Genomic DNA, 12077 nt, shown 5'->3' with positions numbered 1-12077 from the left:
CTTCCCATCCTGCCGTCGGAAGGCCCGTCCGCCTTCGTCAGCCCCTGGTGGTGTCTACAACGTCATGACCCGCAACAGTTAACCGGTCGCGGCGAGCGCAGCGAGGGCGGGTACGAGCTGGGCGAGTGCCCGTCCTCGGTGCGACTGTGCGTCCTTCTCGTCCGCGGACAGTTCGGCGGCGGTGCGTTCCTCGCCTTCGGGGCGGAAGACCGGGTCGTATCCGAAACCGTTGTCGCCGCGCGGTTCGCGCACGATACTGCCGCGCCACTCACCGCGCACGACGGTCGTGACGAATCCGTCGTCCGACGGCACGACGAGCGCGCAGGCCGACACGAAGGCGACCCCGCGCCGCTCGTCCGGCACGTCCTGCAGTTGCCCGAGCAGCAGTGCGGTGTTGGCCTCGTCGTCGCCGTGACGTCCGCTCCAGCGCGCGGACAGCACTCCCGGCATGCCGCGGAGGGCGTCGACCTCGAGACCGGAGTCGTCGGCCACACACGCCATGCCCGTGGCCGCGGCGCCGTCGCGCGCCTTGGCCCCGGCGTTCGCCTCGAAGGTCTCCCCCGTCTCGGGGGCCTCCGGGTAGGGCGGGACGGTGTCGAGGCCTACGAGCTCGATGCCCTCGATCCCTGCGCGGTCGAGCACGCGCTGCAGTTCGCGCAGCTTCTTCGCATTGCGGCTTGCGACCAGCACCCGCACGTCAGACTCCGAACTTCTTCTTGACTGTCTCGGACTCGACCGGCTCGGGAAGAGCACCCGGGTACGGGTCGGCGAGCACCTCGCGCTGGATCCGGCACAGTTCCGCGATCCCGGCGAGCGACGAATCGAGCATCGCGTCGAGCGTGGAGCGCGGGAAGGTCGCACCTTCGCCCGTGCCCTGAACCTCGACGAGGGTGCCCGTCTCGGTCGCGACGACGTTCATGTCGACCTCGGCGCGCACGTCCTCCTCGTAGGGCAGGTCGAGGCGGACACGCCCGTCGACCACGCCGACGCTGACGGCGGCGATCTGGCACGAGATGGGCTGCGGGTCGGCGAGGCGGCCTGCGGCACGCAGGTAGGCGACCGCATCGACCAGGGCGACGTAGGCGCCGGTGATCGCTGCGGTGCGGGTGCCTCCGTCGGCCTGCAGCACGTCGCAGTCGATCGCGATGGTGTTCTCGCCGAGCGCGGCGAGGTCGATGCACGCGCGCAGCGACCGGCCGACCAGGCGGCTGATCTCCTGGGTGCGGCCGCCGAGCTTGCCCTTGACCGACTCGCGTCCGCTGCGGGTGTGGGTGGCGGCGGGGAGCATCGCGTACTCGGCGGTCAACCAGCCGAGCCCGGATCCCCTACGCCACCGCGGGACGCCTTCCTCGGCGCTGGCGGTGCACATCACGCGGGTCTGCCCGAATTCGACGAGCACCGAGCCCGCCGGATGATTGGTGAATCCGCGGGTGATGCGAATGGTCCGGAGTTCGTCGTCCGCTCTGCCGTCTTCTCGTGTCGTCACCCGTCCGAGCCTAGGCGATCGCGGGACGGGCGTTTCAGATGCGGTACACGTCTCCGGCCGAGACCGCGTGGACCGGTCCGGAGTACTCGGCCTTGGCTTCGGCGATGACGTCCTCGCGGGAGGTCCACGGCGGAATGTGGGTGAGGAGGAGTTCGCCGGCACCGGCGAGAGCCGCGATGCGACCGGCTTCGGTTCCGGACAGATGTATCCCCTCCGGGCGTTGCCCGGGTGCGTGGGTCCACGATGCCTCGGCCAGCAGCACATCGGCTCCGCGCGCGAGCTCGACCACCTCGTCGCACATCCCGGTGTCGCCGGTGTAGACGAGGGTGCGACCGGAATCGCTGGAGATACGGAAACCGTAGGCTTCCGGCGGATGATGGACGCGCCCCGGGCAGATGGTCAGGCTCCCGAACCGGATCGGCTCGCCGTCGCCCAGTATCCGGACGTCGAGGGTGTCGCTGACGTCGTCGACCTCGCCGGGGATCTCGGCGGACGCCACGCCGATGCGGTGGGCGGTCCCGGCGGGGCCGTAGGTGAGGACGCGGCCGTGCGGGCGGGACGGCGAGTAGCGGCGCCACACCAACAGACCGGGCAGGTCGAGGCAGTGATCGGCGTGCAGATGGGAGAGCAGGATCGATACTTCACCGGGATCGGCGTGCCGTTGGAGCGCTCCGAGGACGCCGGGACCGAAGTCGATGACCAGAGGCGGGGTGTCCGGTGCCGTCAGCAGGTAGCCGGAGGCTGCGGAATCCGGCCCGGCCACACTGCCCGAGCACCCCAGAACGGTCATGCGCATACACGCCATGCTGCCATGCCGAAGGTCCCTCGATGAAGCCAACGCGCGTATTACGGGCGCAGACTCACAGTGGCCGTGACGGTGTGACGCGCGGATCGCTCGGCCACCTTCCGCGGCCGGTCGGTGGAGTTCAGCGAGGGAGGGCCGACGTCGTGGTGGTGCGGCGCGCACGACGCGCGTCGGCGGACAACGCCCACGCCGCGAGGACGCCCCCGACCGCGCCGAAGAAGTGCCCTTCCCAGGAGATCCACGGTTCGCTCGGCAGCACACCCCACAGCATGCCGCCGTAGAGGAACAGCACCACCACACCGAGCACGATCTGCCCCGCCTTACGCGTGAACACGCCGCGCACGATCAGGTAGGTGAGCCAACCGAAGATCAGGCTCGACGCACCGATGTGGGTCTCGCCCGAGCCGGCGATCAGCCACGTCCCCGATCCGGCGACGACCCAGATGATCGCGGTCGCGGCCAGCCCGCGGCCGATACCGGAGAGCAGCACCAGGAACCCGAGGACGAGGGCGGGCACGGTGTTCGCGGTCAGATGGGCCCAGTCGGCGTGCAGGATCGGCGCGAACAACACACCCCACAGTCCGTCGGCGGTGCGGGGCTCGACACCGGCGGCGTCGAGATCGGCCGGGAGCACCGCGTCGGCGGCTTCGACGCCGTAGAGCATCGCGACGAATCCCCCGATCCACAGTCCGGCACGTTGCCAGATCGGCCGGAGACGGGTGTCGGCGCCGGTACCGCTGGGAATGGTCATGGAACCATTCTGCCGTCATATATCGGTCAGCGGCCGAAGACCGATGGCAGCACGTCGCGATAGGCGGGAATGTCGGCGACGGAGGTCGCGGAGAGGATCGCGTCGACGATTGCGCGTTCGACCACCACGGCCGCGGCCTCGCAGACCGCGGCGAGGATCGGCAGTTCGGCGGCGAAGGCCGGGATCGACGGCGCGGCGCGCAGGGTGTCCGATACGTCGGCGGTGCCCGTCGACAGAGCGAAGATCGTGTCGCCGTCCAGCGGGGAATGCGCGGGACGGATCGCGCGCCCGAGCCCGTCGTGACCGGTGACCGCGACCCGACGGCACGCCGCTTTCGACAGCGGCGCGTCTGTGGCCACCACGCCGATCGTGGTGTTGAGGACGGTGCCTTTGTCGCCGAGCGCCCGGGCTGCTGCCAGGTCCGATGCCGAGGGCGACGACAGTCCCAGTTCTTCGGCGCGCGCGGCGTCGACGCCCCAGGGCAGGCCGGTCACGCTGTCGAACACCGACCCGACGGGATTGGCGACCATCAGCGCCGCCACGGTGATTCCCGCCGCGGGACCGTCCGTGATCTGCACGCTCGCCGATCCGAGTCCGCCCTTGAGCGCCCCCGCGCGGGCACCGGTGCCCGCGCCGACGCTCCCCCGGGCGAAGTGCGTGGAGCTCGCGGTGGCCGCGGCAGCCCATCCGGAATCGGTGGTCGGCCGCACCGACCACTCCCCCACGGGAAGATCGAAGACGACGGCGCCGGGGACGATCGGGACGACCGCGCCGGGGGCGCCCATCGGGATCCCCCTGCCGTTCTTCTCGAGATAGCGCATCACGCCGTCGGCGGCGGCCAGCCCGTACGCGCTGCCTCCGGTGAGGAGGACCGCGTCGACACGCTGCACCGAGTGGCTCGGATCGAGCAGGTCGGTCTCCCGCGTGCCCGGTCCCCCGCCGCGCACGTCCACCGACGCGACGGCCGACGGGTCGGCGAGTACGACGGTGCATCCGGTGGCGGCACCCTCGCCGGGAATCTCGGGTGTGCCGACGGTGACCTCGGAGTCGAGGCGGTGCCAGTGACCGACGCTCAGCCCCGCGACGTCGAGCAGGGAGTCGGTCGGTCCCGGCACGATCACGGCTGCAGCGCCTGGACGAGGGAGTCCTGCATCCACGTGAGCCAGTGGTAGACGTCGAGATGCGGGGCGCGCGGATCGTCGTCGTCGAGGACGTCGGGGGTGTCGGCGTCGATGCCGAGGGTGGTGCCGAGTGCGAGCCGCACGTCGTTGAGTCCGTACAGCCACGCTTCGGCCTGTTCGGGGTTGAGCACCACTTTGCCACCGCTTTCGGGCACGGTGCGGAGAATGACCGCGCCGGCCGCGAGCTTGGCGTCGATGATGCTCGGCTCGTGCAGGCTCCGCATCGCACCGTTGAGGTCGGCAGCGTCGTCGCCGACGTTGGCGGCGGAGTCGGAATCCGGGCGGTGGAAGTCGGGCAGGAGGCGGCGCAGCGCCGGGATCTCGGGGGGGACGGCGTTACCGGTGCGCAGACCGGTCAGGGCGGCGAGGTCGTCCTGCGGGGCCTGCCCGGCGCGTTCCTCGAGCATGCCCAGCACGGAGGACACGAGCGAGCGCAGCACCGACGCTTCGTGGGCGTCCATCTCCGACCGGAGCTTGGGGCCGCTGAGCGAGTTCTTCCTGGTCCACTGCCGCACGTCGGTCGGGCCCTCCTGTGGGGATCATTCGTCGCGTTGCATCGTCGCCCACAGTCCGGCGGCGTGCAGACGCTGCACGTCGTGTTCCATCTTGTCACGCGAACCACTGGACACGACGGCCTTGCCCTCGTTGTGGACTTTGAGCATGAGCTCGGTGGCCTTGGCCTTGCTGTACCCGAACAGTTTCTGGAAGATGAACGTCACGTAGTGCATGAGGTTGACGGGGTCGTCCCAGACCACGGTCACCCATGGTTTGTCGACCGCTTCTACTTCCTCGACGATTTCGGCTTCGGCCGGGACGGCCTGTCCTGCCATCGACTGGACGTCGAGCGGAGTGGTCGTGCTACACGGCGCCATGTTCCCAGGGTACGACTTCGGAGCACCGCGAAAAACCCGCCTCGGTACCCGTGGCTCTACAGTGATCGAGTGCCCGAAGCCATTCTCCGTGCCGGTCGCTCCGGCACCGCACTGTTCACCGACAAATACGAACTGACGATGCTCGAGGCTGCCCTGGCAGACGGTTCGGGCGACCGCCCGTGTGTCTTCGAGGTCTTCGCCCGCCGCCTCCCCGCAGGTCGGCGGTACGGCGTCGTGGCGGGCACCGCACGGCTGGTCGAGGCGCTCGAATCGTTCCGGTTCGACGAGGCCGAACTCGAACTCGCGGCCGGTTTCCTGGCGCCGGGCACCGTCGAGTGGCTGCGCGACTTCCGGTTCTCCGGCGACATCGACGGTTACCGCGAGGGCGACTTCTACTTCCCGGGTTCGCCGATCCTGGCGGTGAGAGGCACCTTCGCCGAGTGCGTGCTGCTCGAGACGCTGACCCTGTCGATCTTCAACCACGACAGCGCTGTCGCCTCGGCGGCGGCGCGCATGGTGAGTGTCGCCGACGGCCGCGCCCTCATCGAGATGGGTTCGCGACGCACCCACGAGGAAGCGGCGGTCGCAGCGGCGCGCGCGGCCTATCTCGCCGGTTTCGACTCGACGTCCAATCTGCAGGCCGCGAAGCGGTACGGCATTCCCGCCGCGGGCACTGCCGCACACGCGTTCACCCTCTTGCACACCACGACGGAGGGCCGCGACGAGGCGTCCGCCTTCCGCAGCCAGGTCGAGAGCCTCGGTGTGGGCACGACCCTGCTGGTGGACACCTACGACATCACCGAGGGCGTGAACACCGCGATCGCGGTGGCCGGCCCCGAACTCGGCGGAGTGCGCATCGATTCGGGTGATCTCGGTGTGCTCGCGCGCCAGGTGCGCGAGCAGCTCGACAAGCTCGGCGCGACCGGCACGAAGATCGTGATGTCCGGTGATCTCGACGAGTACGGCATCGCGGGTCTGCGGGCGGAGCCGGTCGACGCGTACGGGGTGGGCACGTCGGTGGTCACCGGTTCCGGTGCCCCGACCGCCGGGATGGTCTTCAAGCTCGTGGAGGTCGACGGTCTCCCGGTCGAGAAGCGCAGCGCGGCGAAGGAGTCCCGAGGGGGCGCGAAGAAGGCCGTGCGGTACGCGCGGCGAACCGGCACGCTCGTCGAGGAGGTCGTCTATCCCGCGCGGGCCGAGCAGGTTCCGCCGGGCGAGGGTTCGCAGGTCCACCCGCTGATGATCCCGCTGATCCGCGGCGGCGAGCCGGTCGACGATCTGCCTACCCTGGAGGAGAGCCGGGAGTTCCTCCGCCGGAGCATGGTGAGTCTGCCCTGGGAGGGTCTGACGCTCTCGGCCGGGGATCCCGCGATCCCCACCCGTTTCGTCCGTGAGAGGTGAGTGCGATGCGCGCACTACTGGTCGTCGACGTCCAGAACGACTTCTGCGAGGGCGGTTCGCTCGCCGTGGTCGGCGGGTCGCAGGTGGCGTCCGACATCACCCGTCTGCTGCAGGTGCGCGGTGACGACTACGCGCACATCGTCGCCACCCGCGACCACCACGTCGATCCGGGAGAGCACTTCTCTCCCGAACCCGATTTCGTCGACTCGTGGCCGCCGCATTGCCGGGCGGGCACGCCGGGCGCCGACTTCCATCCGGAGCTGACCACCGACCGGTTCGAGGCGATCTTCTCGAAGGGTGCTTCCGACGCGGCCTATTCGGGATTCGAGGGAGTCGACGACGACGGCACGGCGCTGGTGTCGTGGTTGCGCGACCGCGACGTGAGCGATGTCGACATCGTCGGTATCGCCACCGACCACTGCGTGCGGGCCACCGCGCTCGACGCGATCGCGGAGGGTTTCGGGGTCCGGGTGCTGCTGCCCTACACGGCAGGGGTGTCGGAGACGACGATCCGCGACGCGCTCGAGCGGATGCGGCAGGCCGGCGTCGAGCTGCTCACCGAGGTCCCGGATATCACAGAAGTCACAGGTCGCGGGGCCGCAGACCGAACGTGACGGTGGAGACCGATACCCTGTGCCGGTGCCGGATCTCCCCGAAGTCCCAGAATTGCTGCGAACCGCGGTACACGCGCTGGGTGGTAGGGAGCGGCGCAATCAGCTGACGATGGCCTCGGCCGTCGCGCACAGCATCGACACCGGCGAACACCTCGCCGTGCAGGCCGGCACGGGTACCGGCAAGTCGCTGGCCTATCTCGTGCCGAGCATCCGGTATGCGGTGAAGACGGGCCGCACGGTGGTGGTCTCCACGGCGACCATCGCGTTGCAGCGGCAGCTCGTCGAGCGCGACCTGCCGCGGCTCGCCGATGCCCTCACCGGCTCCCTCGGCCGGCGCCCGCGTTTCGCGATCCTCAAGGGGCGCGGAAACTACCTGTGCCTGAACAAGATCCACACCGGCCTCGCCGAGGAGACCCCCGACGCCGAACTGTTCGACGCGTTCGCCCTCTCCCGCATCGGCCGCGAGGTGCGCCGGGTGACCGAGTGGTCGTCCACCACCGAGACCGGCGACCGCGACGACCTCTCCCCCGGCGTCTCCGATCAGGCCTGGCGCCAGCTCAGCGTCACCGCGCGCGAGTGCCTCGGCAAGTCGCGGTGCCCGGTGGGAGAAGACTGCTTCGCCGAGATCGCGCGCGCGGAGGCCGCACAGGTCGACGTGGTCGTCACCAACCACGCGCTCCTCGCGATCGACGCGATCACCGGCATCTCGATCCTGCCCGAGCACGATGTCGTGGTCGTCGACGAGGCCCACGAACTCGTCGACCGCGTCACGAACGTCGCCACGGCCGAACTGTCGTCGGGCACGGTGTCGGCGGCCGCGCGGCGCTGCGTCAAGCTCGTCGAGGACGAGGAGATCGACCGGCTCGAAGGCGCCGCCGAGAACTGGGAGTCGTTCCTCGACGAGCTTCCCGCGGGTCGCTGGGACGACCTGCCCGAGGGTGCCGCAGCCGCGCTGGCCTCGATCCGCGACGCCGCCTGGGCCGTGCACACGGCGATCGGACCGGCCAAGCCCGGCACCGATCCCGAGGTCGCCGCCGCGCGCAGCCAGGCACTGGCGGAGATCGACGAGGTACACGACTGCGCGGTCCGGGTGCTCACGACCTTCGAGCAGCGCGATCCCTCGCAGCGACCCGACGTCGTGTGGCTGGCCGTCGACGAGTTCCGCGGCAACGCCCGCCGCACCGTGCGGGTCGCGCCGCTGTCGGTCGGTGGGCTCCTGCGCAACCGGTTGTTCGGCGAGTCGACCGTCGTCCTCACCTCCGCGACCCTCACGGTCGGCGGATCGTTCGACGGTCTGGCGGTCAACTGGGGTCTACCGCCGCAGTCGCCCGCGCGCAGCGACACCGCCGCCGCGTCCGGTGCCGAACCACCGTCCGACAAGGGCGATCTCGCGTGGAACGGCATCGACGTCGGCTCGCCCTTCGACCACGCGAAGGCCGGGATCCTCTACATCGCCAAGCATCTGACACCACCCGGCCGCGACGGCCTGCCGCCTTCGCATCTGGACGAGATCGCCGAACTCGTCACCGCAGCCGAGGGCCGGACACTCGGATTGTTCTCCTCGATGCGCGCCGCGAAGGCCGCCACGGAGGCGCTACGCGAGCGCCTCGACACACCGATCCTGTGCCAGGGCGACGACGCCACCGGCGCGCTGGTCGAGAAGTTCGCGGCCGACGAGGCGACGAGCCTGTTCGGCACCCTGTCGTTGTGGCAGGGCGTCGACGTCCCGGGCCCGTCGTTGTCGCTGGTGATCATCGACCGGATCCCGTTCCCCCGGCCCGACGATCCGCTGCTGGTCGCCCGGCAGCGCGCCGTCGAGGCCCGCGGTGGCAACGGGTTCATGGCGGTCGCCGCCAACCACGCCGCCCTTCTGCTCGCGCAGGGGGTGGGGCGATTGCTGCGCAGCACCGACGACCGGGGTGTGGTGGCGGTACTCGACTCGCGCCTGGCGACCGCGCGGTACGGCGGCTATCTGCGCGCGTCGCTGCCGCCCTTCTGGGAGACCGCCGATCCTGCGGTGGTCCGCCGGGCACTCACGCGTCTGCGGGAGTGAGCACCCGGCGGGCCTCGGCTCTCACGGGAGCGCGACCATGCCGAGCTCGGCGGGCGAGGCGAGCAGTCCGTGCCGGGGCAGCACCCGCACCGTGTACCCGACGGCGCCGGCGAGCGGCAACGGCACCGTCGCGGTGAACTCCTCCCCCAGCGGATCGGAACCGATGTGCTCCATCGGCACGGTGACGGGGTCGCTGAGCACGTCGTCGGAGCCCACACGTCCGACCACGGCCTGCACCTCCACGTCCTCCGGGGCCAGGTCGCCGAGTTGCACGTGCGCGGTCAGCCCCAGCGGCAGACCGATCTGCGGAACCTCCGGAATCGGAGTCGAATCCACCTGCGCGACACGCACTCCCGGCCAGGAGGCGTCGATGCGGTGCCGGTACTCGGCCACCGCCCGCGCCCCCGCGTAGTCGTCGGCCGTCACCTCCGCGGCCGCGGCGGCAGCGGGGATGTAGTAGTCGACGGCGTAGTCGCGCACCATCCGCGAGGCGAGCACCTTCGGACCGAGATTCTCGAGCGTGTGGCGCACCATCTCGATCCAACGTGCCGGCACACCGTCGGGGTCGCGGTCGTAGAAACGCGGCAGCACGGAGCGTTCGAGCAGTTCGTACAGGGCGGCGGCCTCGAGGTCGTCGCGACGGGTGTCGTCGACACCGTCTGCAGTGGGGATGGCCCAGCCGTTCTCGCCGTCGAACATCTCGTCCCACCATCCGTCGCGGATGGACAGGTTGAGGCCGCCGTTGAGGGCCGACTTCATGCCCGACGTGCCACACGCCTCGAGTGGGCGCAGCGGGTTGTTCAGCCACACGTCGCAACCCCAGTACAGATAGCGGGCCATCGACATGTCGTAGTTGGGCAGGAAGACGATGCGGTGCCGCACGTCGTACTCGTCGGCGAACCGCACGACCTGCTGGATGAGCGCCTTGCCGCCGTCGTCGGCAGGGTGGCTCTTACCGGCGACGACGAGCTGCACGGGTCGTTCGTCGTCGAGCAACAGGGTGCGCAGCCGTTCGGGGTCGCGCAGCATCAGCGTGAGGCGCTTGTAGGTCGGCACGCGCCGCGCGAACCCGACGGTGAGCACGTTCGGATCGAAGACCGACTCGATCCAGCCCAGTTCGGCGTCGGTGGCACCGCGTTCGATCCACGACTCGCGCAACCGGCGACGCACCTCGGCGACGAGCTGGGCGCGCAGCGCGTTCCGGGTGGACCACAGTTCCTTGCGATCGATGGCCTGGAGCAGTTCCCAGCCGCGGGCCTCCTCGACGCGATCGGGTCCGGCGAGGCGGTTGGCGAGTGCGATCCATTCGCGTGCGGCCCAGGTGGGGGCGTGCACGCCGTTGGTGACCGAGCCGATCGGCACCTCGGCGGCGTCGAATCCGGGCCACAGTCCCTCGAACATGCCGCGGCTGACCTCGCCGTGCAGTTTCGACACGCCGTTGCAGCGCTGGCCGAGACGCAGGCCGAGATGGGCCATGTTGAACACGTTCGGGTTGCTCTCGCGCCCGAGGGCGAGAATGCGATCGACGGTGAGGCCGGGCAGCAGCGCCGACTCGTTCTCACCGTTGGTTCCCGAGAAGTAGTGGCGCACCAGATCGATCGGGAAGCGGTCGATGCCCGCGGGCACGGGGGTGTGCGTCGTGAAGACGGTGCCTGCGCGCACCGCGGCGAGCGCCTCGTCGAAGTCGAGTCCGGAGCCGGTGACGAGTTCGCGGATGCGTTCGGCTCCGAGGAATCCCGCATGCCCTTCGTTCATGTGGAAGACGTCGGGGTCGGGCAGGCCGTGGATGCGCGTGTAGGCACGCACCGCGCGAACACCGCCGACGCCGGCGAGGATCTCCTGCTTGATCCGGTGATCCTGGTCGCCGCCGTAGAGGCGGTCGGTGACCCCGCACAACTCCTCGTCGTTGGAGGGGATGTCCGAGTCGAGCAGCAGCAGCGGCACCCGCCCCACCTGGGCGATCCAGATCCGCGCGTCGAGTGTGCGTCCGCCGGGTACGGCGACCTGCACGAGCGCGGCGGTGCCGTCGGCCTCGGTGAGCAGGCGCAGCGGCAGACCTTGCGGGTCGTAGGAGGGATAGTGCTCCATCTGCCAGCCGTCGGCGCTGAGCGACTGCCGGAAGTAACCGGAGCGGTAGAGCAGGCCGACGCCGATGAGCGGCAGGCCGAGATCGGAGGCGGCCTTGAGGTGGTCGCCGGCAAGGATGCCCAGGCCGCCGGAGTAGTTCGGCAACACCTCGGTGACACCGAACTCCATCGAGAAGTAGGCGATGCCGGCGGGCAGAGTCGTGCCGCGTTCCTGCTGTTCCTGGAACCAGCGGGGGCGGGCGAGGTAGTGCTCGAGGTCGGCCGCCGCGGCGTCGAGACGGGCGAGGAAGTCGCCGTCCTCGGCGAGCGCATCGAGGCGGGCGGGCGGCACCTCGCCGAGCAGCCGGACGGGATCGTTGCTGCACCGGCGCCACAGCTCCGGGTCGACCGATTCGAACAGGTCCTGGGTCTGCGGGTGCCACGACCATCTCAGGTTCGCGGTCAGGGCTCCCAGCGCGGCCAGCCGCTCGGGAAGATGGGCTCGTACAGTGAACCGGCGCAGTGCTTTCACGGGGTGCACACTACCCACCGGGGACGCTCCGTGACGGACGGGCGGATCTCACGTACCGGCATCCGCGCCGGTCGCGCAGAGATCCCCCGGCAGACGGGAAGGCCTCGCGACGTGCACACCGCGTGGCCTTCACTCCCACGGCCCGGTCACCAGAAGTGAACGCCGAGTTACAGATATTTTCGGTGTGGCACCGGGGATCCTTCGCGGGTCCCGCCGCATGCACAGCCGTGCGCCGCGACCTCCATTACGGTGGTGCGAGACACGGTCGTTGCCCCCATCGGCCCTGCTCGTCCACCCGGACCCGCACGGAACGGAG

The 12077-nt window shown here is 70.2% G+C and carries 11 protein-coding genes; 3 read left to right on the top strand and 8 right to left on the bottom strand.

Annotation, left to right across the window (positions count from 1 at the left end):
• Positions 1–78: 78 nt before the first annotated feature.
• The 7 genes from rdgB to clpS form a co-directional block, all read right to left on the bottom strand.
• Positions 79–690, bottom strand: a complete 612-nt coding sequence (gene rdgB / locus PV766_RS23345; protein WP_421098032.1) for an RdgB/HAM1 family non-canonical purine NTP pyrophosphatase — start codon at positions 688–690, stop codon at positions 79–81.
• Between the two features lie 7 nt (positions 691–697).
• A complete protein-coding gene (rph, locus tag PV766_RS23340; protein ID WP_421098029.1) occupies positions 698–1486 on the bottom strand; it encodes a ribonuclease PH in 789 nt (262 codons plus the stop codon).
• Positions 1487–1520: 34 nt separating this feature from the next.
• The gene (locus PV766_RS23335; RefSeq protein ID WP_129978217.1) at positions 1521–2282 is read right to left on the bottom strand and encodes a cyclic nucleotide-degrading phosphodiesterase; all 762 of its coding nucleotides are present in this window, start codon (positions 2280–2282) and stop codon (positions 1521–1523) included.
• A gap of 130 nt (positions 2283–2412) precedes the next feature.
• Positions 2413–3042: a rhomboid family intramembrane serine protease gene (locus PV766_RS23330; protein ID WP_421098028.1), complete on the bottom strand. Its 630-nt coding sequence runs from the start codon at positions 3040–3042 to the stop codon at positions 2413–2415.
• 26 nt (positions 3043–3068) lie between these two features.
• Positions 3069–4163 (bottom strand): P1 family peptidase, encoded by a 1095-nt coding sequence (locus tag PV766_RS23325; protein WP_421098027.1) that lies wholly within the window; start codon positions 4161–4163, stop codon positions 3069–3071.
• Positions 4160–4738: a DUF2017 domain-containing protein gene (locus PV766_RS23320; RefSeq protein ID WP_016935701.1), complete on the bottom strand. Its 579-nt coding sequence runs from the start codon at positions 4736–4738 to the stop codon at positions 4160–4162. Before PV766_RS23320 ends, PV766_RS23325 begins: the two co-directional genes overlap by 4 nt.
• A gap of 24 nt (positions 4739–4762) precedes the next feature.
• On the bottom strand, positions 4763–5095 hold the full coding sequence (clpS, locus tag PV766_RS23315) for an ATP-dependent Clp protease adapter ClpS (RefSeq protein WP_129978214.1): 333 nt from the start codon (positions 5093–5095) through the stop codon (positions 4763–4765).
• Between the two features lie 69 nt (positions 5096–5164).
• Here clpS and PV766_RS23310 point away from each other — a divergent pair, with 69 nt between their 5' ends.
• The 3 genes from PV766_RS23310 to PV766_RS23300 are packed head-to-tail and all read left to right on the top strand — an operon-like array spanning position 5165 to position 9163.
• A complete protein-coding gene (locus PV766_RS23310) occupies positions 5165–6496 on the top strand; it encodes a nicotinate phosphoribosyltransferase (RefSeq protein WP_421098026.1) in 1332 nt (443 codons plus the stop codon).
• A gap of 5 nt (positions 6497–6501) precedes the next feature.
• Positions 6502–7110 carry an isochorismatase family protein gene (locus PV766_RS23305; RefSeq protein WP_064063263.1) on the top strand — a complete coding sequence of 203 codons (609 nt, stop codon included), beginning with the start codon at positions 6502–6504 and terminating at the stop codon, positions 7108–7110.
• Positions 7111–7135: 25 nt separating this feature from the next.
• Positions 7136–9163, top strand: a complete 2028-nt coding sequence (locus PV766_RS23300) for an ATP-dependent DNA helicase (protein ID WP_421098025.1) — start codon at positions 7136–7138, stop codon at positions 9161–9163.
• A gap of 21 nt (positions 9164–9184) precedes the next feature.
• On the opposite strand, the gene glgP is transcribed toward PV766_RS23300, so the two are convergent.
• Positions 9185–11761: an alpha-glucan family phosphorylase gene (gene glgP / locus PV766_RS23295; protein WP_064063265.1), complete on the bottom strand. Its 2577-nt coding sequence runs from the start codon at positions 11759–11761 to the stop codon at positions 9185–9187.
• Positions 11762–12077 lie beyond the last annotated feature (316 nt).

It is taken from the genome of Rhodococcus sp. As11, from assembly GCF_048957735.1.
Taxonomy (GTDB): domain Bacteria; phylum Actinomycetota; class Actinomycetes; order Mycobacteriales; family Mycobacteriaceae; genus Rhodococcus; species Rhodococcus gordoniae.
Note: the sequence above shows the minus strand (reverse complement) of the source record. Positions and strands in the feature narration are given on the sequence as shown.